Raw genomic sequence first — 23,738 nt, forward strand, 5'->3', positions numbered from 1 at the left:
GGCGTCGTAGGACGAGCCTACCGCGCCTCGGAGGCCCGCCGTTCCTTCACAGAACTCGCGTACACGTCGACGTATTCCTGACCGCTCAGCTCGCGCAGCTCGTAGACGAGCTCGTCGGTGACGCTGCGGAGCACGAAGCGATCGCTCTCGAGCCCGTGGAAGCGGGAGAAGTCGAGCGGCTCACCGATGACGATGCCGATGCGGCGCACCTTCGGCAGCCGGGTGCCGATCGGCATGACCTCCGCGGTGCCGATCATCGCGACCGGCACGACCGGGGCGCCCGACTCGAGGACCATCCGGGCCACACCGGTGCGCCCGCGGTACAGCTTCGCGTCGGGGCTGCGGGTGCCCTCGGGGTAGATGCCGAGGATGCGGCCCTCGCTGAGCACACGGAGGCCCGTGTTCAGGGATGCCTCGGACGCCTTGCCGCCGCTGCGGTCGATCGGCAGCTGCCCGGTGGCCTGGAAGAACAGCTTCGTCGCCCAGCCCTTGAGCCCCCGCCCCGTGAAGTACTCGCTCTTCGCGAGGAAGACGACCGGTCGGTCGACGACGAGCGGGAGGAAGATCGAGTCGATGAAGGACAGGTGGTTCGACGCCAGGATGACCGGGCCGTTCGCGGGGATCTTCTCGAGGCCGACGATCCAGGGGCGGAAGATCGCGAGGAGCACCGGCCCCACCACGATGTGCTTCATGATCCAGTAGAACACCCGAGCTCCCCGTCTCGTCCGTCGCGCCCGCCCCGGGCGGAGTCCAGCCTAGCGATCAGCCGTGCTGCTCGACCCACACCCGCGCGAGGTCGGCCGCACCCACCACTCCGGCGTCGTTCACGAGCTCGGCGATGACGAAGTCCGGCTCGGGGTGGTACCCCCGGGCCGGGAGGTGCTCCAGATACGCCTCGCGGATCGGCTGCAGCAGCAGTTCGCCCGCCACCGCCACGCCCCCGCCGAACACGAAGCGCTGCGGGTCGAGCACCGCGGAGAGGCTCGCGGCGGCCTGCCCGAGCCACTGGCCGAGCTGCCGGAGCGCCGCCAGCGCGCCGGGGTCGCCGGCCTCGATGAGCGAGCCGACGAGCGCGCCGTCGAGGGTGCCGTGCTCGGCGCGGCTGCGGGCGAGCGCCTGGCCGATGCCGCCGGCGTCGGCGATCTCGCCCGCCATGCGCAGCAGCGCTCGACCGGAACCGTACTGCTCGAGGCATCCGTGCTGACCGCACCCGCAGGCGATGCCGCCGGGAACGAGCCGGAGATGACCGAGTTCGGCGCCCGCGCCGAAGCCGCCGCGGAACAGCCGGTCGCCCGCCACGATCGCCCCGCCGACGCCGGTGCCGATCGTGAGCATCACCATGTCGCTCACGAGCCGGCCGGCGCCGAAGCGGAACTCCGCCCAGCCCGCCGCGTTCGCATCGTTGTCGACGACGACGGTGCCACCGACGCGGGCCTCGAGCTTCTCCCGGAACGGTTCGTTGCGCCAGTCGATGTTGGGCGCGTAGTAGACGGTCGACTGCGCCGCGTCGATGAACCCGGCCGCCGCGACCCCGACGGCCTCGATGCCGCCGGCCGCGTGCTCGTCGGCGCGCAGCCGTCCGATCATGGCGACCACCTCGTCCTCCACCGCCCGCGCGTCTCCGGCCGGGGTGGGCACGCGGTCCTGCGCGAGGATCGTGCCGAGTTCGTCGACGATCGCCCCCGCGATCTTCGTACCGCCGATGTCGATGCCGATCGCGTGCGCCACGAGGCCGCCTTTCAGGGGAACGGGAAGGTTCGCGCCGCCGCCGAACACCTGGCCGCGCGCGGGCAACGACTAGAGTGTAGTCAACCCAACGCCGAGGCCCGAGACGTGCGTCGACGCGCGAAGGCCTCCCCGGTGCCGAAGGAGCTGCCGTGACCGAATTCGCAACGCCCGCCGTTGTCGCCGCCGACCCGCATGCGAACACCACCGACCTGCTGGTGGAACGCGTGCGAGCCACCCCCGACGCCGCGTTGTTCTCGCTGCCGACCGCCGACGGCGGCTGGTCGCCGGTGACGGCGAAGGAGTTCCACGCGCAGGTGATCGCCCTCGCCAAGGGGCTCGCCGCAGCCGGCATCCAGCCCGGCGACAAGATCGGCCTGATGTGCAAGACCCGCTACGAGTGGACGCTCATCGACTTCGCCGTGTGGTTCGCCGGGGCCGTGCTCGTGCCCGTCTACGAGACCAGCTCCCCCGCACAGGTGCGGTGGAACCTCAGCGACTCCGGCGCGATCGCCATGATCGTCGAGACGCCCGACCACTTCACCCGCTTCGACGAGGTGCACCCCGAGCTGCCCGCCGTGCAGCACGTCTGGCAGGTCGACCTCGGCGACCTCGACAAGCTCGCCGCCTCGGGCGGATCCGTCTCGGACGAGGAGATCGAGCGCCGTCGCACGATCGCGAACGCCGACGACATCGCGACCCTCATCTACACCTCGGGCTCCACGGGCAAGCCGAAGGGCTGCGTGCTCACCCACGCGAACTTCGTCGAGCTCTCCCGCAACTCCGCGGTCGCCCTCGACGAGGTGGTGCTCGACCCGAACGGCGCGTCGACCGTGCTCTTCATCACGCTCGCGCACGTCTTCGCCCGGTTCATCGCGGTGCTCTGCGTGCACGCCGGAGTGCGCGTCGGGCACCAGCCCGACACGAAGCAGCTGCTTCCGGCGTTGTCCAGCTTCAAGCCGACCTTCCTCCTCGCGGTCCCCCGGGTCTTCGAGAAGGTCTACAACGTCTCCGAGCAGAAGGCCGAGACCGGCGGCAAGGGCAAGATCTTCCGGGCCGCCGCCGAGACGGCCGTGGCGTACTCGACCGCGCTCGAGCAGGGCTCGGTGCCGTTCGGCCTGAAGCTCCGCTTCCGCCTGTTCGATGCGCTCGTGTTCAAGAAGCTCCGCGCCGCCCTCGGTGGCAACGTGAAGTACGCCGTCTCGGGCTCCGCGCCGCTCGGCGCCCGCTTGGGCCACTTCTACCACGCGCTCGGCATCGCGATCCTCGAGGGCTACGGGCTCACCGAGACGACCGCCCCCGCCACGGTGAACCTGCCGACGCGTTCGAAGATCGGCACCGTCGGGCCCGCCCTTCCGGGCGTCGCGGTCCGGCTCGCCGACGACGGCGAGATCCAGGTCAAGGGCATCAACGTCTTCAAGGAGTACTGGAAGAACCCCGAGGCGACCGCCGAGGCCTTCGATGGCGAGTGGTTCAAGACCGGCGACATCGGATCCTTCGACGACGAGGGCTTCCTCACGATCACCGGCCGCAAGAAGGAGATCATCGTCACCGCGGGCGGCAAGAACGTCGCCCCGGCCGCGCTCGAGGACCCGATCCGGGCGAACCCGCTCGTCGGCCAGGTCGTCGTCGTCGGCGACAAGAAGCCGTTCATCTCGGCGCTCGTCACCCTCGACCCCGAGATGCTGCCCGTGTGGCTGAACAACAACGGCGAGGACGCCGGCATGAGCCTCGACGAGGCGGCGGCGAACGAGGCCGTCCGCGCCGAGGTGCAGCGGGCGATCGACGCGGCGAACGAGCTCGTCTCCCGCGCGGAGTCGATCCGCAAGTTCACGGTGCTGCCCCTCGAGCTCACCGAGGCCAGCGGCCACCTCACGCCGAAGCTCAGCATCAAGCGCAACGTCATCCTCGAGGACTTCGCCGGCGAGATCGAGGCGATGTACTCGGGCGCGCCCGCGACGGAGGGCATGTCAGCGATCAGCTGACCCGGAACACCGCGAAGGGGCGCCGCGATCCGCGGCGCCCCTTCGTCGTTCGGTCCGTGGACCGGTCAGAACCAGTCGGACTCGCGCACCTCGCGCATCGCGGTGCGGCGCTCGGCCGGCTCGAGCCGGTCGAGGTACAGGATGCCGTCGAGGTGATCGGTCTCGTGCTGCAGCGCCTGCGCGAGCACCCCGGTGCCCTCGACCACGATCTCCTGGCCGTCGAGGTCGATGCCCCGCACCCGGGCGTACGGGTGCCTCGGTGTGTCGTGCCAGAGCCCGGGCACCGAGAGACAGCCCTCGCCCGTCGGCTCCTTCTCCCCGCGCACCTCGACGAGCACGGGGTTCAGCACGTAGCCGATGCGACCGTCGACGTTGTAGCTGAACGCCCGCAGGTTGACACCGATCTGCGGGGCGGCGACCCCCGCGCGCCCCGGCAGCTTCACCGAGTCGAGCAGGTCGGCGACGAGGCCACGGACCCCGTCGTCGATCGTCTCGATCGGGGCGGACGTGGCCTTCAGCACGGGGTCGCCGAAGACGCGGATGGGACGTTCAGGCACGAGGGCTCCAATTCCGGCGCCCGCGGTCGGCGGGCGGTGCGAGCGGTTCAGGTGGGCGGCGACAGCGTATCGCGGCTCAGACGGGTCGGACGACGACGAGGAGGTCGCCCGCCTCGACCTGCTGCGTCTTCGGGATCGCGACCCGTTCGACCACGCCGGCCACCGGCGACGTGATCGCCGCCTCCATCTTCATCGCCTCGATCGAGGCGACCGCCTGGCCGACCTGGATCTCGGCGCCCGGTTCGACCTGCAGCGTCACCACGCCGGAGAAGGGCGCGGCGACGTGGCCGGGCTGCGAGGCATCCGCTTTCTCGGCGGCGCGGGTGTCCACCGTGATGGAGCGGTCGCGCACGAAGACGGGACGAAGCTGGCCGTTCAGGATGGTCATGACGGTGCGCATGCCCTTGTCGTCGGCTTCGCCGATCGCCTCGAGGCCGGCGTAGAGGCGCACGCCCTTGTCGATCTCGATGACATGCTCGGCGCCCGAACGCAGCCCGTAGAGGTAGTCGGCCGTGTCGACGACGGAGAGGTCGCCGAAGAGCTCGCGGATCTGCTCGAACTGCCGGGTGGGCGCCGGGAACAGGAGCGTGTTCAGCATGGCCCGTCGCCCGGCCGAGTCGCCCTCGAGCGCGGCGCGCTGCGCCTCGTCGAGCTCGGCGACGCCGATGCGGACGTCTCGGCCGGCGAGCACCTTCGAGCGGAAGGGCTCGGGCCAGCCGCCCGGCAGGTCGCCTAGCTCGCCGGCCATGAAGCCGACGACGGAGTCGGGGATGTCGTACTTCTCGGGATTCGCGGCGAAGTCGGCCGGGTCGGCCTTCACCGCGGCGAGGTGCAGCGCCAGGTCGCCGACGACCTTCGACGAGGGCGTCACCTTCGGCACACGGCCGAGGATGTCGTTCGCCGCGGCGTACATGTCCTCGATGAGCTCGAAGTCGTCCGCGAGTCCCAGCGCGATGGCCTGCTGACGGAGGTTCGAGAGCTGGCCGCCGGGGATCTCGTGGTGGTACACGCGCCCGGTGGGGCCGGGCAGGCCCGACTCGAAGGGGCGGTACAGCCGGCGCACCGCCTCCCAGTAGGGCTCGAGGTCGGAGACGGCGTCGAGGGAGATGCCCGTGTCGCGCTCGGTGTGCGCGAGCGCCGCGACGAGCGAGGAGGCCGAGGGCTGGCTCGTGGTGCCCGCCATCGGCGCGCTCGCGACGTCGACCGCGTCGACACCGGCCTCGGACGCGGCGAGCAGCGTCGCGAGCTGGCCGCCCGCGGTGTCGTGGGTGTGCAGGTGCACCGGCACGTCGAAGCGCTCCCGGAGCGCCCGCACCAGCTTCGCGGCCGCGGCCGGACGGAGCAGCCCCGCCATGTCCTTGATCGCGAGCACGTGCGCGCCGGCACCGACGATCTCGTCGGCCAGGCGCAGGTAGTAGTCGAGCGTGTAGAGGTCCTCGGCCGGGTCGAGCAGGTCGCCCGTGTAGCAGAGGGCCACCTCGGCGACCGAGTGCCCGGTCTCGAGCACGGCGTCGATCGCGGGGCGCATCTGCGCGACGTCGTTCAGCGCGTCGAAGATGCGGAAGACGTCGACGCCGGTGGCGGCGGCCTCGCGGACGAAGGCGTCGGTCACCTCGGTCGGGTACGGCGTGTACCCCACCGTGTTGCGGCCGCGCAGCAGCATCTGGATCGCGACGTTCGGCAGCGCCTCGCGAAGGGCGGCGAGCCGCTCCCACGGGTCCTCGCCGAGGAAGCGCAGCGCGACGTCGTAGGTCGCGCCGCCCCAGGCCTCGACCGACAGCAGCTGCGGCGTGAGGCGGGCGACGTAGGGCGCCACCGCGAGCAGGTCCTTCGTGCGCACGCGCGTCGCGAGCAGCGACTGGTGCGCATCGCGGAAGGTCGTCTCGGTGACCGCGAGCGGGGTCTGCGCACGGAGGGCCGCGGCGAAGCCGGCCGGGCCGAGCTCGAGCAGGCGCTGTCGGGACCCGTCGGGCGCCGGCTGGGAGAGATCGAGCTTCGGCAGCTTGTCGACGGGGCGCACGGAGATCGGCGCGGCGCCGTTCGGCTGGTTCACGGTGACGTCGGCGAGCCAGTTCAGGATCTTCGTGCCGCGGTCCTTCGAGACGCGGCCGCGCAGCAGCTGCGGGCGCTCGTCGATGAAGGAGGTGCTGAGGTCGCCGGCGACGAACGCCGGGTCGTCGAGGACGGCCTGGAGGAAGGGGATGTTCGTGGAGACGCCGCGGATGCGGAACTCGGCGAGGGCGCGCTTCGCCCGGGCGACGGCGGCGGTGTAGTCACGACCGCGGCAGGTGAGCTTCGCGAGCATCGAGTCGAAGTGCGGGCTGATCTGCGCACCCGGGTTCACGGTGCCGCCGTCGAGGCGGATGCCGGCGCCGCCGGGTGAACGGTAGGTCGTGATCTTTCCCGTGTCGGGGCGGAATCCCGAGGTCGGGTCCTCGGTCGTGATGCGGCACTGGAGCGCGGCACCACGGAGGCGGATGTCGTCCTGACGGAGCCCGAGGTCGCCGAGGGTCTCCCCCGCGGCGATGCGCATCTGCGCGACGACGAGGTCGACGTCGGTGACCTCTTCGGTCACAGTGTGCTCGACCTGGATGCGCGGGTTCATCTCGATGAAGACGTGCTCGCCGGCCCGCTCGCCCGCCGTGTCGAGGAGGAACTCGACGGTGCCCGCGTTCACGTAGCCGATCGAGCGCGCGAACGCGATCGCGTCGCGGTAGAGGGACTGCCGGACCTCGTCGGAGAGGTTCGGCGCCGGAGCGATCTCGATGACCTTCTGATGGCGGCGCTGCACGGAGCAGTCCCGTTCGAACAGGTGCACCGTCTCGCCGCTCGCGTCGGCGAGCACCTGGACCTCGATGTGACGGGGCCGGAGCACGGCCTGCTCCAGGAACATCGTCGGGTCGCCGAAGGCGCTGTCGGCCTCGCGCATGGCCTCCTCGAGCGCCGGACGGAGCTCCTCGGGCGTGTTCACGCGACGCATCCCGCGTCCGCCGCCACCGGCGACGGCCTTGGCGAAGATGGGGAAGCCGATGCCCTCGGCCTCGCCGACGAGCCAGTCGAGATCGCGCGACGGCGGCGTCGACTTCAGCACGGGCACACCCGCGGCGATCGCATGCTCCTTCGCGGTGACCTTGTTGCCCGCCATCTCGAGCACCTGCTTGGGCGGCCCGATGAACGCGATGCCGGCCTCGGCCGCAGCCTGCGCGAGCTCGGGGTTCTCGGAGAGGAAGCCGTAGCCCGGGTAGATGGCGTCGGCGCCCGACTCCTTCGCCACGCGGATGATCTCCGAGATGTCGAGGTAGGCGCGGACGGGATGCCCCGGCTCACCGATCTGGTACGCCTCGTCGGCCTTCAGACGATGCAGCGAATTGCGATCTTCGTAGGGGTAGACCGCGACGGTCTTCGCGCCCACTTCGTTCGCCGCGCGGAACGCACGGATGGCGATCTCGCCACGATTCGCAACCAGGATCTTCGTGAACATGCAGGCCTCTCGGTCAGCGGGCTGCGGACGCGCACAGCGAACGCTGAGCAATCCATCGAGTCCTAACGGTAACGTATCTGTTCGTGCACGTTCTTTCGGTCAGCTCCCTCAAAGGCGGCGTCGGCAAGACGACGGTGACGCTCGGTCTCGCCTCCGCGGCGTTCGCCCGTGGCATCAGGACCCTCGTCGTCGACCTCGACCCGCAGTCAGACGTGTCCACGGGCATGGACATCCAGGTCGCAGGTCACCTGAACGTCGCCGACGTCCTCGCCTCCCCAAAGGAGAAGATCGTCCGCTCGGCGATCGCGCCGAGCGGCTGGGCCAGGCAGAACCCGCAGTCGACGATCGACGTCATGATCGGCAGCCCGTCGGCGATCAACTTCGACGGCCCGCACCCTTCGATCCGCGACATCTGGAAGCTCGAAGAGGCGCTCGCGAACGTCGAGGCCGACTACGAGCTCGTCCTCATCGACTGCGCACCTTCCCTGAACGCGCTCACCCGCACGGCCTGGGCCGCGAGCGACCGTGTGGCCGTCGTCACCGAGCCGGGCCTCTTCTCCGTCGCGGCCGCCGACCGGGCGCTGCGTGCGATCGAGGAGATCCGCCGAGGCCTCTCCCCCCGCCTCCAGCCGCTCGGCATCATCGTGAACCGTGCGCGCGTGCAGTCGCTCGAGCACCAGTTCCGCATCAAGGAGCTGCGCGACATGTTCGGCCCGCTGGTGCTGAGCCCCCAGCTGCCCGAGCGCACCTCGCTCCAGCAGGCGCAGGGCGCCGCGAAGCCGCTGCACATGTGGCCCGGCGAGAGCGCCGAAGAGATGTCGGCGAACTTCGATCAACTGCTCGACCGGGTGCTGCGCGCCGCACGCATCGGCGACGTCGGCGCACCTGAGACGGCGGCGACGCCGATCACGACGGGAGCAGTGCCGCGGGCCGAGCTCGAGGCGCCCTCCGTCTGAGCCGCGGGGGCGCTACCGCCGTCGCTCCGGGCACCTTCAGCGGTGACGTGCCGCGAGGGCGACGCCTCCCGCGTCAGGAGATCTTGCGCGTCTTGGCGCCGCGACGGGCGGCGAGTTCGTCCATGGGGTCGGACGGCTGCGTGTCGAGCTCGACGAGGGTCGACTCCACTTCGCGAAGCACCTTGCCGACGGCGATGCCGAACACGCCCTGACCGCGGTTCACGAGGTCGATGACCTCGTCGTCAGAGGTGCAGAGGTAGACGCTCGCACCGTCGCTCATGAGGGTGGTCTGGGCGAGGTCGTGCACGCCGGACTCACGCAGCTGCGTGACCGCCGTGCGGATCTGCTGCAGCGAGATGCCGGTGTCGAGCAGGCGCTTCACGAGCTTCAGGACGAGGATGTCACGGAAGCCGTAGAGCCGCTGCGAGCCGGACCCGGCCGCACCGCGGACGGTCGGCTCGACGAGCTGCGTGCGCGCCCAGTAGTCGAGCTGGCGGTAGCTGATGCCGGCCGCCCGGGCGGCGATCGCCCCGCGATAGCCGGTGCCCTCGTCGTGCTCGGGGAGTCCGTCGGTGAACAGCAGGCCGAGGTCGTACCGTGCGCGTTCGCTCCGATCGAGCTCGCTCATCCGTCACCCCTCACTCTGGCCGTTCCACGGCCGGACGACTCCCACGCTACCGACCCCGGGGTCCCCCGCCAAACACATCGGGCCGAACGTCACGGCGTGTCGCGGCGACTCACTGCGAGAGCCGCGCCACGGCCGCGCGCAACGCCAGGTCGTGCACGGTTTCGAGCTCGCCGGCGAGTTCGCGCGCCCGCTCACCCGAGCGTGCTTTGCCCGCGGGATCGGCTCGCCGCTCGGGCGCGATGGCCCGCTCGATGAGCGCCGCCTCGCGCTCGGCGGCCACGCGGATGCCGCGCAGATGACGGGGTTCGATGCCGACGGATCGGAGCGCGACGAGCGAGCGCAGCAGCGTCAGCGCGTCGTCGCCGTACACCTCTGCCGGGACGATCAGTGCGGCGGCGACGGCGTCGTCGAGGAGCTGGCGGGTCGCCCCGGCCGCCTCCACGAGCTCGCGGCGGCTCAGCCGTCGGGCGCCCCCGAGATGCACCGCCGCACTCGTCGCGCCCGGCAGAGCGGGCGTCTCACCGCGGTCGATCGCGTCGAGATGCTCCCGGATGACCTTGAGCGGGAGGTACTGGTCGCGCTGCAGCGACAGCACGACGGTGATGCGCTCGACGTCGGCCTCGGCGAACTTGCGATACCCGGCCGCGGTCCGCGCCGGCGTGACCAGCCCTCGCTCTTCGAGGAAGCGGAGCTTCGACGGAGTCAGCTCGGGAAACTCCGGTTGGAGACGGGCGAGGACCTGCCCGATGCCGAGGAGCGGCGCACGACCGCTCGCACCCGCGGATGCCGCGGTGGAGTTCACTCGCCGCCCGCCGGCGCCAGATCGCGGCGCGACGCGTAGAACGTGAGGCGGAACTTGCCGATCTGCACCTCGGCCCCGTCGGCGAGCAGCGCGGTCTCGATGCGTACGCCGTCGTAGTAGGTGCCGTTCAGGGAGCTCAGGTCTTTCACCTCGAACGCGGTGCGGTGCCGGACGAACTCGGCGTGCTTGCGCGAGACGGTCACGTCGTCGAGGAAGATGTCGGCGTCTGGATGACGGCCCACCGTCGTCACCTCGGTGTCGAGGAGGAACCGCGCTCCGCTGTTCGGGCCGCGACGCACGATGAGCAGGGCCGAACCCGAGGGAAGCGCGTTGATCGCCTCTTGCTCTTCGGGCGTGACGTCGGTGTCGACCGCGGCGAGTTGCGCCGCTGCCTCCCGACTGAACCCGATGGTCGTGTCGTTCGCGTTGCCGCCGAGCTCGTTCGACGAAGTGTTGGTCGTCGGCTCCGAGCCCTGCGAGTTGTCGTTGTCCGCCACGGCGTACCTCCCGCATCCAGCGTATCGGATCAGGGCGGCGGCGCCACCCGCGCTGCGCGGACCGCGCGAGCGGTTTCGATGGCGTAGATCACACCCGCCCACCAATAGAGGAAGGCGCCCCAGAGGGTGATGGCCCAGCCGACGGGTTCACTGACCGGCTGGACGCCGGGGAACGCCAAGCCGAGCATGATCACCGGCAGGCCGAAGAACAGCGCGAAGGTCGCCACCTTGCCGAGTTGGTGCACGGGCAGCGGGCCGTATCCGTGGCTCGCGAGCACCACCCCCAGGACGAGCAGGAACACATCGCGGGCGACGATGACGACCACGATCCACCAGGGCACCAGACCGCCGGCGGCGAGCCCGAGCAGGGCCGCGAAGATGTAGAGGCGATCGGCGGCCGGATCGAGCAGTTGCCCGAGGCGGGTCACCTGATTCAGGCGTCGTGCGAGGTAGCCGTCGGCCAGATCGCTGAGGCTCGCCACGACGAGCACGATGAGCGCCCCGACGTACTCGCCGAGGACGAGCAGCACGAGGAAGACCGGAACGAGTGCGAGGCGCAGCATGCTCAGCACGTTCGGGATCGTCCAGACCCGCGTGCTCAGCTGACCCTCGTGCTCCCCCGTCACGCGTCCGATCCTAGCGACGGCCGCCGACGTCGCTCGTCGGTGGGCCAGCGCGGCGCGACGCGGCCGTTCAGAGCTGCGCGGCCAGGACCGGCCAGGCCTCGGCGAATCGCGGGTGCAACGGGAGCGTGGTCACGTCGGCGAGCGGGGTCCAGCGCAGCTCCAGGCTCTCGGGATCGGCGATGACCGGCTCGAAGCGCCGGCGAGCGGCCGCGACCACGGTCGTGTACGACCAGTAGCCGAGATCGAGCACCGAGGTGAAGCGCACTTCGACGAGTTCGGCGGGGACGCCCGCCTCCTCGCCCGCCTCCCGCACCGCCGCATCGACCGCCGACTCGTGCTCATGCCGCGCCCCGCCCGGAATCCCCCAGGTGCCGCCGAAGTGGCTCCACTCGACCCGGTGCTGCAGCAGGACCTCCCGCTCGGAGCTCACGATGAGCAGGCCGGCCGCACCGAATCTGCCCCAGTACCTCGCCCCGTCGGGACCTTCGACCCACGCATCGCCGCTCGTTCCGCTCACCCGTCCAGCATCTCGCACTCGGCGCCGGGTGGCGACGTAGGCTGGGCGGGTGCCCGCCCCCGAAACCGCCCGCATCGATGCCTGGCTCTGGGCCGTCCGGCAGTTCAAGACCCGCTCGGCTGCGACCGCGGCGTGCCGCGCCGGCCACGTGCGGCTGAACGGCGAGCGCGCGAAGGCGGCGCAGCCGGTGCGCCCGGGCGACGAGATCCGGGTCCGCGTCGACGGCTTCGACCGCATCGTCGTCGTCCGGGGCATCCTCGTGAAGCGGGTGAGCGCTCCCCTCGCGGCCGCGGCGCTCGAGGACCGCACTCCGTCGCGCCCGCCCCGCGAGCTCACCGCGCAACTGCCGGTCCGCGACCGCGGAGCCGGGCGACCGACGAAGCGCGACCGGCGCGAGCTCGAACGTCTGCGCGGCGAACGCCCGCACTGAGCGGCGTAGCCTGGAGCCATGGGAACCGAGATCCGGCACGAGCCCGAGCAGAGCCGTTACGCGCTCCGCGTCGATGGTCAGCTGGCGAGCGTCCTCGACTACCGCCGCCTCGGCGACTCGGTCGCCTTCGTCCGCACTTTCACCAATCCGCCGTATCGCGGCTCGGGCCTGGCGGGCGAGCTCGTCGAGTTCGCGGTCGACGATGTCGAGGCGACATCGAAGTCGCGGATCGTGCCGAGCTGCTGGTACGTCGAGGAGTGGTTCGACCGGCATCCCGATCGCAGCCACCTCCTGGAGGCGCGCTCGAGCTGAGGGCGCTGGGGCTCAGTACCAGTTCAGCGCCTGCGAGTGGCCCCACGCGGAGCAGGGCGATCCGTAGCCGCGCTGGATGTAGTCGAGCCCCCAGGAGATCTGGGTCGCGGCGTTCGTCTCCCAGTCGCTCCCGGCGCTCGCCATCTTGCTGCCCGGCAGGGCCTGCGGGATGCCGGTCGCACCGCTCGAGGCGTTGTACGCGGTGTACGACCAGCCCGACTCCTTCTGCCAGAGGTTGGAGAGGCACTGGAACTCGCCGTCGCCCCAGCCGTACCGCGAGGCGGCGAGGTCGCGAGCGGTGGCGCGAGCGCCGTCCGGCGTGTTCGCGCGGGCGAGTGCGGCGGCCTGCTCGGCGACGACCCGGTCGTGCTCGTCGGCGAGGGCGCGGGTCTTCTCCGCCTCCGCGCGCGTCTGCGCAGTGAGATCGACCACCCGGTCGATGGGGAGCGCCTCGTAGTCACCGAGGGAGGCGACGGCGGCGGCGAGGCCCGCGGTGTCGACTTTGCCGTCTGCGGCGGCGAGTGCCTCATTGGCGACCGCGAGGGTGTCCTTGGCGGTGCCCTTGGCGCGCGCCTTGGCGACGCCGGCGTAGGCGCCGAGCTGGCTCGAGTCGAGCGAGTTCTGCGCGCCGAGCGCGTCGGTCGCGGCGATGCGCTGCTGACTCTCGGCGGCGCTCTGCAGTGCGAGGCCGGTGCCGGCGACGAGGCCGGTCGCGACGATCGCACCGGCGATCACCATGAGGCGGCGTCGGCCGGTCCGTCGAACGCGCAGGGAGCGGCGCGTCGGACGGGCGTCTTCGGGTGCGGGGGTTCGGGGACTGGTCTGGGCGTGGGGGTTCTGAGCACTGATTCGCATAATGGGTTCCGCGCCCGGCCGGTCGGTGTACGGGGGATCCCGGGGCCGGGCACAAGTCAGTCACTCTGCACGGTGTTCCTGAAGGGTTCCTCAGCTCTTGCTGGGGAGACGGTGTGTACGACGTCGCCCGCGATACTGGAAGGATGCCGGATCAGCCCGCTCTCCAGCTCTCAGCCGATGCGCCGTGCCCGTGCGGGGCCGGACGCTACACGCAGTGCTGCGGCCCGACGATCGAGGGCCGGTCGACCCCGTCGACGGCCGTCGCACTCATGCGCTCGCGCTATACGGCGTTCGCTCTCGGCGAGACCGACGCGCTGCTGCGCAGCTGGCACCCGTCCACCAGGCCGCAGGAACTCATTCTCGACGCCGACACCGAGTGGCGCCGGCTCGTCGTCATCGACGTCGTCGACGGGGGCGTGGGCGACGAGACGGGCATCGTCGAGTTCCGCGCCGTCTACCGTGACGCCACCGGCCGTGGCGAGCTGCACGAGCGCAGCCGCTTCGTTCGCACCGCGGGCGCCTGGCACTACCTCGACGGGGAGCACCGCGACTGAACCGCCCACAGCGGGGTCAAAGCAGATCCCGAGGTTCGCTCCGTAGGGTGACCCCGTGACCTCAACCGAGAGCAGCCCGTTCGACTCCGCCCCGGTGCCGTTGCCGGTTCCGATCACGGCGCCCTCGGCATCCGCAGCGCCCGATTCGCCGATGCTGACGGACCGCGCCCAGCGCGCGCTCGACACGATCGACGGCCAGACGCTCGAAGAGATGCGCGCGCTCCGCGACGAGACCGAACGGTTCATGCAGCGCTACAAGTTCGGCATGGACGAAGTGATCACGAAGCTCTCGATCCTCCGCGAGGAGTTCAGTCAAGCGCACGACTACAACCCCATCGAGCACATCTCGAGCCGGTTGAAGTCGCTCGACAGCGTCATCGAGAAGATGGCGCGCAAAGGCGTCGAGCCGAGCTTCGAGGCGATCAGCCAGACGATCACGGACATCGCCGGCGTCCGGGTCACCTGCAGCTTCGTGTCCGACGCGTACCGCATCTACGAACTGCTCGTCGCGCAGCGCGACATCCGCGTGCTGCAGGTGAAGGATTACATCGCCGAGCCGAAGCCGAACGGCTACCAGAGCCTGCACGTCATCGTCGAGGTGCCCGTCTTCCTCTCGACGGGCGCGCACCCGGTCGTCGTCGAGGTGCAGATCCGCACGATCGCGATGGACTTCTGGGCGAGCCTCGAGCACAAGATCTACTACAAGTACGACCGCCAGGTGCCCCAGGAGCTGCTCGACGGCCTCACGGACGCGGCGCGCACCGCCTCCGAGCTCGACACCCGGATGGAGCGTCTGCACCGCGAGGTGCACGGCGACCCGCGCGCGAACGCACGACTGCGACGCACTTCCATCGCCTGAGCGGACGCTACTCCCCCGGCTCGGGCTTCCTGGCCCGGCTCGGCTGCACCCTCGGCGGCTCACCCGGCATCTTCGGGAAGTCCGGCGGGAAGGGCAGTTCGCCGAGGCCGTCGTCGAGATCGCGCTGCCACCACTCGAGCAGGGGCGCGAGGTCTCCCGGAGCGTCGTGCATGCCGGCCCACGGATCGCCGACGGCGCTCAGGCGCTCCGGCACCGTGCGAACGGTGAGGGCGGCCGGGTCGACGTGTTCGAGCTCGTCCCACTCCAGCGGGCAGGAGACGGCGGCGTGCGGGAGCGCGCGCGGGCTGTACGCGCCGGCCATCGTGCGGTCGCGGTTCGCCTGATTGAAGTCGATGAACACCCGCTCGCCGCGCTCCTCCTTCCACCACGCGGTGGTGAGCTGCTCCGGCATCCGCCGCTCCAGCTCGCGCGCGAGCGCGATCACCGCGTGCCGGACCTCGAGGAACTCGTGCTCGGGCCGGATCGGCGCGAAGACGTGGATGCCGCGGTTGCCGCTCGTCTTGACGAAGCCCGTGAGGCCCACCTCGGCGAGCAGCTCGCGGAGCGCGAGCGCCGCCGGCACCGCCTCGGCGAACCCGGTGCCCGGCTGCGGATCGAGGTCGATGCGCAGCTGGTCGGGATGGTCGCTGTCCTCAGCTCGCGACGCCCAGGGATGGAACACGATCGTGTTCATCTGGGCCGCCCAGACGGCGGCGGCGGGCTCGTCGATCACGAGCTGGGGGTGGCTGCGCCCGCTCGGGTACGTGACCGGCACCGCGCGCACCCACTCGGGCGCGCCCTTCGGCGGGTTCTTCGAGTAGAACTGCTCGCCCTCGACGCCCTCCGGGAAGCGCTGCAGCGACACCGGCCGATCGCCGTTCGCCGTGACGAAGGCGTCGCCGACCGCGATGAGGTACTCGGCGAGCTCGCGCTTCGTGATGCCCGGCTCGGGCCACAGCACGCGGCCAGGGCTCGAGATCCGCACGTCGCGATCGCCGTGCGGGCCGGGGACGGTGAGGACGACGGCGTCGGAGGCCATGCCTGCGACGCTACCGCACGGGCTGCAGTCGGAACAGCCGCACGACCCGGCCCGATTCCCGCTCATAGCCGCGGTACCCGGGCCACTGGCGCTCGATGAGCCGCCAGGCCGCATCGCGATCGGCGTCGGCGATCGGCAGCGCCCGCACTCGCATCGCGCGACCGCGCACGAGGATCTCCGCGTCGGGGTGGGCGAGCAGGTTGTAGGTCCAGGCCGGATGCCGCTCGCGCGCGAAGCTCGTCCCCGCCACGATCGCCCGGCCATGGCCGTCGGGCGTGTACATGAGCTCCGTCTCGCGGACGACGCCGCTGCGAGCGCCAGTGCTCCGGAGGACGAGCGAGGGCACGAGCAGGGCGCTCACCTGAACGCGGCGGCCGGTGAGGACCGCGACCACCCGCTCGACGCGCGGCAGCACCACGGGTGCGACGGCCCGGAACACGGAGGTACGGGTGAGCGGGGCGACGGCGGCCCGGACGAGATCGACAGTGCGCGGCACGCGCCCATTCTGCCCTGACACGCGAACGGGCCGGGGCGAATCGCCCCGGCCCGCGTGTCGCTCAGCGGCTGCTCAGTACCAGCCCTGCGCGTTGAACGAGTCCCATGCACCGCACGGCGTGCCGTACCGGCCCGAGATGTACGAGAGGCCCCAGCGGATCTGCGTGGCCGGGTTCGTCTCCCAGTCGGCGCCGAAGGCCGACATCTTGCTGCCGGGAAGCGCCTGCGGGATGCCGTAGGCGCCACTCGGGTTCGCGGCGTTGGTGCGCCAACCGGACTCGCGGTTCCAGAGCTCGACGAGGCAGCCGAACTGGTCGTCGCCCCAGCCGTGCTCGGCGGCCATGATGCTTCGGGCGATGGCCTGCGCCTCGCTCGGGTTCGAGGGTGCCGACGGCCGCGACGACTCGCTGGAGCCGGAGCCGGAGCCGGCCGAGGCGGCCTCCTCGGCCGCCGCCGCCTCGGCAGCCGCCTTCGCGGCGGCCTCAGCCGCGGCCGTCTCTGCGGCGACCCGGTCGAACTCGGCGACCTTGCCCGTGACGTCCGCACTGACCGCGGTGGTCTCGGCCGCGAGCTCGAACACGCGCTCGGGGGCGAGCAGTTCGTACTGGCCGAGGCTCGCGGCGGCGGCGTTCAGCGCCGCGGCGTCGACCTTGCCGTCGGCGGCCGAGATCGTCGCGTGCGCCACGCTCAGGGTGTCCTTGGCGGTCTTCACGGCTCGCGCCGACAGGATGCCCGCGTGCGAACCGAGCTGCTCGACGTCGAGGTTGGCCGCTTCGGCCAGCGCCGAGGTCTCGCTGACACGGTCGTTCTGCGCGGCGACGGCCGACTGGACGGCGAAGCCGGTCCCGACCATCGCACCGAGGGCGACGACCGCGCCTGCGGCGAGGAAGTAGCGGGTGCGGTGACTGCGACTCCGGCGCCGTTCGGCACGGGTCGGCAGCGATGCTGAAGTTGTGGTGGGGGTGTTCTCGCGATTCTGGTTCTGCATATCTTTCACGTGCGCCCTTGGGTGGTGCTGCCCACCGCGGCGCGAATCATCGTCTCGGGTACAGGGGGGTCGCCGGAGCGAAGTCGTCAGTTTGTCGAGCTTTACTCCACGACCCCTCCGGGTTTCCTGAGAAAGTCATGTGAACACCCCCCGTTCGGGGGTGGAATTGGGGGCTTCAGGCGCCGATCGACGGGTCGGTCTCATCGACATCGACGCGCTCGAGCTCCGGGTCGAGTCGACGCGGACCCGCCCCGTCCTCGCCGAGGGCGTCGTCGGGGTTCAGCAGCGCGCAGGCCTTCATGGAGAGGCAGCCGCAGCCGATGCATCCGGTGAGTTCCCGCTCGAGCCGCTCGAGCCCGCGACGACGCTCGACGAGCCGCCGCTTCCACTGCCGCGACGCGCGCTGCCACTCCTCGTGGCTCGGCGTGCGGTCGAGCGGCACATCGCCGAACCCCTCCTGCACATCCGAGAGCGGGAGACCGAAGCGCTTCGCCACGGCGATGAGCGAAACGCGGCGGAGCATGTGGCGCGGATAGCGTCGCTGGTTGCCGGTGGTGCGCACGGAGGCGATCAGGCCGAGCTCCTCATAGAAACGGAGCGCCGAGGCCGCGACGCCCGTGCGCCGGCTCATCTCGCCGATGGTGAGGAGCTCGTCGGGCTCATGATGACCGGGCGCCGTCGCGCTCGGGGCCCCGTGATCGGTCATGTGCACTTCCTCGCTCCGTTTTGACTTCAAGCGTACTTGAAGTCTTACGGTGGAGACATGACGTACGTGATCGCCCTGCCCTGTGTCGATGTCAAGGACAAGGCGTGCATCGACGAATGCCCGGTCGACTGCATCTACGAGGGCGAACGATCGCTCTACATCCACCCCGACGAGTGCGTCGACTGCGGCGCCTGCGAGCCGGTGTGCCCGGTCGAGGCGATCTACTACGAAGACGACCTCCCCGACGAATGGGCCGACTACTACAAGGCCAACGTCGAGTTCTTCGACGAGATCGGCTCGCCCGGCGGCGCCGCCAAGGTCGGCATGATCGCCTACGATCACCCTGTGGTCGCAGCCCTCCCTCCCCAGGCGCACGCATGAGCGGAACACCCGGACTCGTCGATGCCTACAAGCTCGCGTTCCGGCACCATCCCGCGGGCGTCGCCCTGATCACCGCCGCGAGCGCGACCGGACCGGTCGGCCTCACCGCGTCATCCGTGGCCTCCGTCGCGATCGACCCGACCGTGCTCTCGTTCTCGGTCACGCGCGCGACCGGATCTGCGGGCGCGCTCCTCGGCACCGAGCACGTCGTCGTGCACCTCCTCGGCGAGCACCAGGCGGCGCTCGCCGAGGTCTTCGCCCGCTCCGGCGCTCCTCGCTTCACGACGGAACAGGGCTGGTCGCGCTTCGAGGGCGGCGAGCCCTGGCTGCCGGATGCCCCCGCCGCACTCCGGTGCCGCATCGCCGAGCGCACCCCGGTCGGAAGCTCCACCCTCGTGCTCGCCGAGGTGGTCGAGGTGCGCCTCGGTCCCGCCGCTACGCCGCTCGTCTACCGCGACCGCACGTTCTTCAGCCTCGTCGGGGCGACCCCGCTGCCGTGAGCGAGACGCCCAGGACCCCGCGACCGCGCCGGCGACGCCGCATGTCGACCGCCCGGCTCGCCGTCGTCGCACGGCGCTGGGGGTTGCTCGCCCTCATCGCGCTGACGGCGATCGGCGCGCTCGTGCAGTTCCTCCTGCGCTGAGCCGACGGCGCGCCCGACCCGGTGGCCCGGTGTGTACCGGGAGGTGTGCACCGAGGAGGCGCGCGTCCGCCCCTGGCGCGTCAGTCGTCGGCGGCCGCGAGCTGCCCGCACGCGCCGTCGATCTCCTTGCCGCGCGTGTCGCGGATCGTGGTCGGAATGCCCGCCGCTTCGAGCCGGCGGACGAACTCCTGCTGCACCGCGGGCTCCGAGGCCGTCCAGATCGAACCGGGCGTCGGGTTCAACGGAATGGGGTTCACGTGCACCCAGCCCCGGCCCCGCTCGTTGAGCTTCTCGGCGAGCAGGTCGGCGCGCCAGCCGTGGTCGTTCATGTCCTTGATCAGTGCGTACTCGATGGAGACCCGACGACCGGTCTTCTCGAAGTACTCGCGCGCGGCGTCGAGCGCCTCGTCGACCTTCCAGCGCGAGTTCACGGGGATGAGCTCGTCGCGGAGCTGATCGTCCGGGGCGTGCAGGCTGAGCGCGAACGTCACCGGCAGGTCCTCGGCGGCGAGCTTGCGGATGGCCGGCACGAGACCGACGGTCGACACGGTGATGCCGCGCGCGGACATGCCGAGGCCGTCGGGCGCAGGGGCGAGCATGGTGCGGACGGCCTGCATCAGCCGGGCGTAGTTCGCCAGCGGCTCCCCCATGCCCATGAAGACGATGTTCGAGACCCGATCGGGCGTGTGGTCGCCGTGCTTGCGACCGCCGAGCTCGCCACGGGCGAGCGCGGCGTTCGCCAGCACGACCTGCTCGACGATCTCGGCCGCCGACATGTTCCGGGTGAGCCCGGCCTGGCCGGTGGCGCAGAACGGGCAGTTCATGCCGCAGCCCGCCTGGCTCGAGACGCACAGCGTGATGCGACCCGGGTAACGCATGAGCACCGATTCGACGAGCGCGCCGTCGTGCAGTTTCCAGAGGAACTTGATCGTGTCGCCGTTGTCGGTCGTGAATCGGCGCACCTCGGTGAGGAGCGGCGGCAGCACCGTTGCGACGAGCTCGTCGCGCGTCGCCGCGGGCAGATCGCTCATCTCGGCCGGGTCGTTCGTGTGGTGCACGAAGTAGTGGGTCGCGAGCTGGGCCGCGCGGTACCCGGGGAAGCCGAGTTCGGCGACATGCGCCTTCCGGTCGGCGGGGGCGATGTCCGCGAGGTGCACCGGCGGCTTGCCGCGCTTCGGCGAGGCGAACTGGAGCATCGGGCGCCCGTCGGGGCCCTTCTTCTGCTCCCAGCCCTCGGTCGCCGGGCGGACCTGGGTTCGGCGCACGGGGGTCATGGTGGAATCGCTCGAGTTCGTCACGCTCCAAGGGTACGCGGCCTCCGCCGCGCATCGGCGCACTTCCGGCGTCGGCTACCGCGCCCGCGCAGCGCGAGCGGACCACCGGCCGCCCTCGTGACCGACGATGATCGGGTGCTCGAAGGCGCGCGAGATCACGTCGGTCGTGACGACGTCGGCGACCGGGCCTGAGGCGACGGTCGCCCCGTGCGAGATCGCGATCGCGTGAGTGGTCGTCTCCGGCAGTTCCTCGAGGTGGTGCGTGACCAGGATCGTGGCGAGCTCCGGCTCGCGTTCCGCGAGCGCATCCACCGTCTCCAGGAACTGCTCGCGCGCGGCGACGTCGAGGCCGGTCGTCGGCTCGTCGAGGAGCAGCAGGCTCGGTTCGGCGATGAGCGCCCGCGCGATGAGCGCCCGCCCGCGCTCGCCCTGTGAGAGGGTCGGCCAGATCGCCTCGCGTCGGTGCTCGAGACCCAGTTCGGCGATCACCCGTCGAGCGGCGTCGAGCTGCGCCGGTTCCGGCAGCCAGCGCATCGGCGTCTCGATCGTGCCGGTGAGCCCGGTGAGCACCACCTGCGTCACCGTGAGTGGGGAGCGGAGCGGGTGCCTCGGGTTCACGTGACCGATGTGCCGGCGCAGCTCCTGCAGTTCGACCCGGCCGAGTCTGGCGCCGAGCACGTCCACCGTGCCGGAGCTCGGGAAGGTGACCGCCCCGCAGAAGCCGAGGATGGTGCTCTTGCCGGCGCCGTTCGGGCCGAGGAGCGCCCAGCGCTCGCCGGTCTCGACGCGGAGGTCGATGCCGTCGAGGATCTGCCGGCCGTCGCGGCGGAACGTGACCTGCGCCAACTCCAGGACCGGCGCGGTCACGCGAGCGCCGCCTTCATCGCGCCGAGGTGCGTGCGGCTCTCGAGGGCGGCACCGGCTGCGTCACGGGCGGCGACGCGCTCGGCGAGCCGCTCGTGTGCGCCGTGGTCCGCCTCGTCGCCGAACCCGCCTCGGAGGCGGAGCATCTCCACCATCGCCTGCCGCATCCGCGGTGTGAACCCGTCGAACAGCTCGCCGAGCACCGGATTGTGCGCGGCGGCGACGATGCTGCGGTGGAACCTGGTGTCGGCGTCGACGTGCGCTTCGACCTCGCTGCGGTGCGCGGCCCGGTCGTCGAGCGCCCGACGGATCGCGCGCAGGTCGCTCGGCGTGCGGCGTTCCGCGGCGAGCGCGGCGGCTTCCGCCTCGATCGCGATGCGGGCCTCGATGACCGAGACGAGGTCGGCGCGGCGGAGCACCGCGTCCCACTCCTCGGGAGCATCGAGCGCCACCAGGAAGACGCCGGCGCCCTGTCTGGAGCTGAGCACGCCGCGCCCGGCGAGCTGGCGGATGGCTTCGCGGACCGTCGATCGGCCGACGCCGAGCTGGGGGGCGAGCGTGGTCTCGCCGGGGAGCTTCTGCCCGAGCTCCCATTCGCCGCTCCGGATGCGCTCGAGCAGGAGCTCGGCCGCCTGATCCGCGAGCGGGGACCGCTTCACCTGGTGCATCGCTCCCACCTCTCTACTTGTCTGAGGAGTCGTGCTACAGTCTAGCCATGTTCACCCGCGGACTCCTCCTTCGCCCAGACCTGGACGCCAGCCTGGAAGCGGTCCTGGGCGCGGCGAACGCCGTCGCGGCAGCGCGGCCGACGGCGCCTGAGTGAGGCGGCCCGCCCTGAGGCCATGAGGAGCCGGGCGGGGCCTTCCCCGCCCGGCTCCGGCCTCCAGCCGGAAAGTCCACGGCGCGCGGATCAGCCGCGGTGCGGCCGACCGTCGCAGTCGGTCGCATCGGCCCAGTCGCCGGCGCGGAGCTCGCCCTCGACCTCGGCCGTGACCGACGCACTGGGAACCACCGCCACCTCGACCGAGCCGGGCTCGAGCACGTTCGACTCGCTCGAGCAGATCGCCACGATCGTCCAGGCGGAGTCGTCGCCGTGGTCGAAGGCGTACGAGGCGGCCAGCCCGACGCGGGGCGAGGCATCCTGGATGAGCAGTTGGACCTCATCGCCGACGGCACCGGTCAATCGACCGAGTGAGGCCCCGAGGAGCTCCGACGGCGCGAGGTCGGGTGTCGATGCGCATCCCGCCACCGCGAGGGCCGCAGCGATCGCGGTGATCGCTCCGACCCTCGAGGCGACGCTGTGGGAGCTCAGCGGGTGCCGCACGCGATCCGCGTCGCGTACGGGTTGCGGACCTGGTGCGTGTCCTTCGTGCCCATCTTGCGCGCCTTCCTGCTCGGGTTCGCCACTGATCTCCTGACTCTGCGGGCCCGGTCGCCGTTCGGACCGGGCTCGCTTCGTTCTTAGTGCATATTAACTCCCAGCTCAAACACCTCATGCGTTTCTGCCTCTTTCGATCACCCTGAGGGTGTCGTCGCGCCATGCCGGCGACGACTCACCCCAGCCGCATCGTCGTGAGGCAACTCGCCGAGTCGAGCGCCGCGGTGTCGACCGTCGCCGAGGCGCTCCGGCCCGCACCGTCGGTGATCAGGACCTCGATCTGCGTTCCCCGCGGAAGCCAGAGGCCGATGAACCCGTTGTCGAAGCTCGTGCGCGTCTCATCGAGCACCGTCGTCCCCGTCGCGGTGTCCGTGGCCACGACCCGGAACTCCTCGTCGGGGAGCTCACCGAGACAGGTCGTGAGACTGTGGAAGACGCAGTCGTGGGTTTGCGAGCGGTACGGCGCGATCGAGACGTAGAACTCCTCGGGCATCGGCAGCGCGAGCTCCCGCCCCTGATCCGACAGCGCGAGCACGTCGGGACGGACCGACGCGATGAGGCCCGCCGGACGGTCCTCGACCGGCAGCGCGTCGAGCCGGTCGATGATCTGACGGGCGTCCATCCCGTCCAGCCCGTAGTCGGCGAGCAGCGCACCGGGCGCCTGGGACGGGGCGGCGGCTCCCCCGGCTCCCGGCAGCGGACTCGGCGACGGGCTCGGCGCGCACGCCGCCAGCGCAAGCACCGCGGCGAGTGCGACCGAGACCGCGGTCACCGCCCGACGGCCGGCAGGAGTGGTGGAGCGATGGGTGAACGACATGGTGGATCCTTCGAGAACTCGGATTGGTGAAAGCTGGGGAGTCGGTCGGCGCGGTCACGGCGTGCTGCACGGTGCAGGCGCGGCGCGACGCCCGCCGGGGACCGCATCGCGCCAGATCAGGTCCGGCTGATGCAGAGCAAGACCCGGATGGCCGCCCGGCGCCCCCGGGCACCGGCGCGCGGCGCGCGACCGCACCGTCTCGCCGCCAGCGGTTCGAGCCGCCGCCCCCGGGCCGGAGCCCCGAGCATCAGGCCGAGCAGCAGCGCCGATCCGCAGGCCGCGGCCGACGCATCCTCGCCCCCCGGACAGGCGGGGCACTGGGGCGCGGCCTCGAACGCCGGCACCCCGACACGATCGTCGAGCGAACGC

Annotated in this window: 27 protein-coding genes; 8 read left to right on the plus strand and 19 right to left on the minus strand. The window is 71.3% G+C overall.

The window, feature by feature from the left end; translation table 11 throughout:
- Positions 1–17: 17 nt before the first annotated feature.
- Both M3147_RS14275 and M3147_RS14280 read right to left on the minus strand, forming a co-directional pair.
- Positions 18–707 carry a lysophospholipid acyltransferase family protein gene (locus tag M3147_RS14275; RefSeq protein ID WP_251204144.1) on the minus strand — a complete coding sequence of 230 codons (690 nt, stop codon included), beginning with the start codon at positions 705–707 and terminating at the stop codon, positions 18–20.
- 55 nt (positions 708–762) lie between these two features.
- Positions 763–1,728 (minus strand): ROK family glucokinase, encoded by a 966-nt coding sequence (locus M3147_RS14280; RefSeq protein ID WP_251204217.1) that lies wholly within the window; start codon positions 1,726–1,728, stop codon positions 763–765.
- Between the two features lie 149 nt (positions 1,729–1,877).
- Between M3147_RS14280 and M3147_RS14285 the strand changes: the two genes are divergently transcribed.
- On the plus strand, positions 1,878–3,710 hold the full coding sequence (locus tag M3147_RS14285; RefSeq protein WP_251204145.1) for an AMP-dependent synthetase/ligase: 1,833 nt from the start codon (positions 1,878–1,880) through the stop codon (positions 3,708–3,710).
- 65 nt (positions 3,711–3,775) lie between these two features.
- On the opposite strand, the gene def is transcribed toward M3147_RS14285, so the two are convergent.
- Together def and M3147_RS14295 are read right to left on the minus strand one after the other, a co-directional pair.
- Positions 3,776–4,267, minus strand: coding sequence for a peptide deformylase (gene def, locus M3147_RS14290; RefSeq protein ID WP_251204146.1), 492 nt, complete (start codon positions 4,265–4,267; stop codon positions 3,776–3,778).
- 76 nt (positions 4,268–4,343) lie between these two features.
- Positions 4,344–7,748, minus strand: a complete 3,405-nt coding sequence (locus M3147_RS14295) for a pyruvate carboxylase (protein ID WP_251204147.1) — start codon at positions 7,746–7,748, stop codon at positions 4,344–4,346.
- 83 nt (positions 7,749–7,831) lie between these two features.
- On the opposite strand from M3147_RS14295, the gene M3147_RS14300 reads away from it, so the two are divergent.
- A complete protein-coding gene (locus M3147_RS14300; RefSeq protein ID WP_251204148.1) occupies positions 7,832–8,704 on the plus strand; it encodes a ParA family protein in 873 nt (290 codons plus the stop codon).
- A gap of 73 nt (positions 8,705–8,777) precedes the next feature.
- Here the strand turns inward: M3147_RS14300 and M3147_RS14305 are convergent, their stop codons facing one another.
- From M3147_RS14305 to M3147_RS14325, 5 genes are all read right to left on the minus strand, one after another.
- On the minus strand, positions 8,778–9,332 hold the full coding sequence (locus M3147_RS14305; protein WP_189086683.1) for a MerR family transcriptional regulator: 555 nt from the start codon (positions 9,330–9,332) through the stop codon (positions 8,778–8,780).
- 109 nt (positions 9,333–9,441) lie between these two features.
- The gene (gene ftsR / locus M3147_RS14310) at positions 9,442–10,134 is read right to left on the minus strand and encodes a transcriptional regulator FtsR (protein ID WP_251204149.1); all 693 of its coding nucleotides are present in this window, start codon (positions 10,132–10,134) and stop codon (positions 9,442–9,444) included.
- Positions 10,131–10,544, minus strand: a complete 414-nt coding sequence (locus M3147_RS14315; RefSeq protein ID WP_251204218.1) for an FHA domain-containing protein — start codon at positions 10,542–10,544, stop codon at positions 10,131–10,133. The genes ftsR and M3147_RS14315 overlap by 4 nt, the downstream gene beginning before the upstream one ends.
- A 116-nt stretch (positions 10,545–10,660) precedes the next feature.
- On the minus strand, positions 10,661–11,257 hold the full coding sequence (locus tag M3147_RS14320; RefSeq protein WP_308201075.1) for a CDP-alcohol phosphatidyltransferase family protein: 597 nt from the start codon (positions 11,255–11,257) through the stop codon (positions 10,661–10,663).
- Between the two features lie 67 nt (positions 11,258–11,324).
- Positions 11,325–11,774, minus strand: coding sequence for an NUDIX domain-containing protein (locus M3147_RS14325; RefSeq protein ID WP_251204150.1), 450 nt, complete (start codon positions 11,772–11,774; stop codon positions 11,325–11,327).
- A gap of 49 nt (positions 11,775–11,823) precedes the next feature.
- Between M3147_RS14325 and M3147_RS14330 the strand changes: the two genes are divergently transcribed.
- Together M3147_RS14330 and M3147_RS14335 are read left to right on the plus strand one after the other, a co-directional pair.
- Positions 11,824–12,204, plus strand: a complete 381-nt coding sequence (locus tag M3147_RS14330; RefSeq protein ID WP_251204151.1) for an RNA-binding S4 domain-containing protein — start codon at positions 11,824–11,826, stop codon at positions 12,202–12,204.
- A gap of 18 nt (positions 12,205–12,222) precedes the next feature.
- Positions 12,223–12,516, plus strand: a complete 294-nt coding sequence (locus M3147_RS14335; protein WP_251204152.1) for a GNAT family N-acetyltransferase — start codon at positions 12,223–12,225, stop codon at positions 12,514–12,516.
- A gap of 12 nt (positions 12,517–12,528) precedes the next feature.
- Here the strand turns inward: M3147_RS14335 and M3147_RS14340 are convergent, their stop codons facing one another.
- Positions 12,529–13,254 (minus strand): hypothetical protein, encoded by a 726-nt coding sequence (locus M3147_RS14340; protein ID WP_251204153.1) that lies wholly within the window; start codon positions 13,252–13,254, stop codon positions 12,529–12,531.
- A gap of 260 nt (positions 13,255–13,514) precedes the next feature.
- On the opposite strand from M3147_RS14340, the gene M3147_RS14345 reads away from it, so the two are divergent.
- Both M3147_RS14345 and M3147_RS14350 read left to right on the plus strand, forming a co-directional pair.
- Complete coding sequence (locus M3147_RS14345) at positions 13,515–13,925, plus strand: YchJ family protein (protein WP_251204154.1); 411 nt, start codon at positions 13,515–13,517, stop codon at positions 13,923–13,925.
- A gap of 151 nt (positions 13,926–14,076) precedes the next feature.
- The gene (locus M3147_RS14350) at positions 14,077–14,784 is read left to right on the plus strand and encodes a GTP pyrophosphokinase (RefSeq protein WP_251204220.1); all 708 of its coding nucleotides are present in this window, start codon (positions 14,077–14,079) and stop codon (positions 14,782–14,784) included.
- 7 nt (positions 14,785–14,791) lie between these two features.
- Here M3147_RS14350 and ligD read toward each other — a convergent pair whose 3' ends face one another.
- The 4 genes from ligD to soxR all read right to left on the minus strand — a co-directional run bounded on the left by ligD (position 14,792) and on the right by soxR (position 18,012).
- Positions 14,792–15,823, minus strand: coding sequence for a non-homologous end-joining DNA ligase (gene ligD / locus M3147_RS14355; RefSeq protein WP_251204155.1), 1,032 nt, complete (start codon positions 15,821–15,823; stop codon positions 14,792–14,794).
- 10 nt (positions 15,824–15,833) lie between these two features.
- On the minus strand, positions 15,834–16,319 hold the full coding sequence (locus M3147_RS14360; protein ID WP_251204156.1) for a nitroreductase/quinone reductase family protein: 486 nt from the start codon (positions 16,317–16,319) through the stop codon (positions 15,834–15,836).
- Positions 16,320–16,391: 72 nt separating this feature from the next.
- On the minus strand, positions 16,392–17,306 hold the full coding sequence (locus M3147_RS14365) for a lytic transglycosylase domain-containing protein (protein ID WP_251204157.1): 915 nt from the start codon (positions 17,304–17,306) through the stop codon (positions 16,392–16,394).
- 175 nt (positions 17,307–17,481) lie between these two features.
- Positions 17,482–18,012, minus strand: coding sequence for a redox-sensitive transcriptional activator SoxR (soxR, locus tag M3147_RS14370; protein ID WP_251204158.1), 531 nt, complete (start codon positions 18,010–18,012; stop codon positions 17,482–17,484).
- Between the two features lie 57 nt (positions 18,013–18,069).
- Between soxR and fdxA the strand changes: the two genes are divergently transcribed.
- Both fdxA and M3147_RS14380 read left to right on the plus strand, forming a co-directional pair.
- Positions 18,070–18,393, plus strand: a complete 324-nt coding sequence (gene fdxA / locus M3147_RS14375) for a ferredoxin (RefSeq protein ID WP_251204159.1) — start codon at positions 18,070–18,072, stop codon at positions 18,391–18,393.
- Positions 18,390–18,893, plus strand: coding sequence for a flavin reductase family protein (locus M3147_RS14380; protein WP_251204160.1), 504 nt, complete (start codon positions 18,390–18,392; stop codon positions 18,891–18,893). Before fdxA ends, M3147_RS14380 begins: the two co-directional genes overlap by 4 nt.
- A 223-nt stretch (positions 18,894–19,116) precedes the next feature.
- Here the strand turns inward: M3147_RS14380 and rlmN are convergent, their stop codons facing one another.
- From rlmN to M3147_RS14405, 5 genes are all read right to left on the minus strand, one after another.
- On the minus strand, positions 19,117–20,310 hold the full coding sequence (rlmN, locus tag M3147_RS14385; protein ID WP_251204221.1) for a 23S rRNA (adenine(2503)-C(2))-methyltransferase RlmN: 1,194 nt from the start codon (positions 20,308–20,310) through the stop codon (positions 19,117–19,119).
- A gap of 75 nt (positions 20,311–20,385) precedes the next feature.
- Positions 20,386–21,177, minus strand: coding sequence for an ABC transporter ATP-binding protein (locus M3147_RS14390; RefSeq protein ID WP_251204161.1), 792 nt, complete (start codon positions 21,175–21,177; stop codon positions 20,386–20,388).
- A complete protein-coding gene (locus M3147_RS14395) occupies positions 21,174–21,842 on the minus strand; it encodes a FadR/GntR family transcriptional regulator (protein ID WP_251204162.1) in 669 nt (222 codons plus the stop codon). The genes M3147_RS14390 and M3147_RS14395 overlap by 4 nt, the downstream gene beginning before the upstream one ends.
- Before the next feature lie 242 nt (positions 21,843–22,084).
- On the minus strand, positions 22,085–22,357 hold the full coding sequence (locus M3147_RS14400) for a hypothetical protein (RefSeq protein ID WP_251204163.1): 273 nt from the start codon (positions 22,355–22,357) through the stop codon (positions 22,085–22,087).
- A gap of 370 nt (positions 22,358–22,727) precedes the next feature.
- Positions 22,728–23,369: a CueP family metal-binding protein gene (locus M3147_RS14405; protein WP_251204164.1), complete on the minus strand. Its 642-nt coding sequence runs from the start codon at positions 23,367–23,369 to the stop codon at positions 22,728–22,730.
- Between the last annotated feature and the right edge of the window lie 369 nt (positions 23,370–23,738).

Origin of the sequence: Agromyces mediolanus (assembly GCF_023715325.1) — a bacterium.
Lineage (GTDB): Bacteria > Actinomycetota > Actinomycetes > Actinomycetales > Microbacteriaceae > Agromyces > Agromyces mediolanus_A.

Bases quoted from the DNA above. Each gene is read 5' to 3' on its own strand.
- M3147_RS14295 (WP_251204147.1), bottom strand. From the start codon at position 7,748: ATGTTCACGAAGATCCTGGTTGCGAATCGTGGCGAGATCGCCATCCGT.
- M3147_RS14305 (WP_189086683.1), bottom strand. From the start codon at position 9,332: ATGAGCGAGCTCGATCGGAGCGAACGCGCACGGTACGACCTCGGCCTG.
- M3147_RS14335 (WP_251204152.1), top strand. From the start codon at position 12,223: ATGGGAACCGAGATCCGGCACGAGCCCGAGCAGAGCCGTTACGCGCTC.
- M3147_RS14340 (WP_251204153.1), bottom strand. From the start codon at position 13,254: ATGGTGATCGCCGGTGCGATCGTCGCGACCGGCCTCGTCGCCGGCACC.
- M3147_RS14345 (WP_251204154.1), top strand. From the start codon at position 13,515: ATGCCGGATCAGCCCGCTCTCCAGCTCTCAGCCGATGCGCCGTGCCCG.
- M3147_RS14350 (WP_251204220.1), top strand. From the start codon at position 14,077: ATGCTGACGGACCGCGCCCAGCGCGCGCTCGACACGATCGACGGCCAG.
- ligD (WP_251204155.1), bottom strand. From the start codon at position 15,823: ATGGCCTCCGACGCCGTCGTCCTCACCGTCCCCGGCCCGCACGGCGAT.
- M3147_RS14365 (WP_251204157.1), bottom strand. From the start codon at position 17,306: ATGCAGAACCAGAATCGCGAGAACACCCCCACCACAACTTCAGCATCG.
- soxR (WP_251204158.1), bottom strand. From the start codon at position 18,012: ATGACCGATCACGGGGCCCCGAGCGCGACGGCGCCCGGTCATCATGAG.
- fdxA (WP_251204159.1), top strand. From the start codon at position 18,070: ATGACGTACGTGATCGCCCTGCCCTGTGTCGATGTCAAGGACAAGGCG.
- M3147_RS14380 (WP_251204160.1), top strand. From the start codon at position 18,390: ATGAGCGGAACACCCGGACTCGTCGATGCCTACAAGCTCGCGTTCCGG.
- rlmN (WP_251204221.1), bottom strand. From the start codon at position 20,310: ATGACCCCCGTGCGCCGAACCCAGGTCCGCCCGGCGACCGAGGGCTGG.
- M3147_RS14395 (WP_251204162.1), bottom strand. From the start codon at position 21,842: ATGCACCAGGTGAAGCGGTCCCCGCTCGCGGATCAGGCGGCCGAGCTC.
- M3147_RS14405 (WP_251204164.1), bottom strand. From the start codon at position 23,369: ATGTCGTTCACCCATCGCTCCACCACTCCTGCCGGCCGTCGGGCGGTG.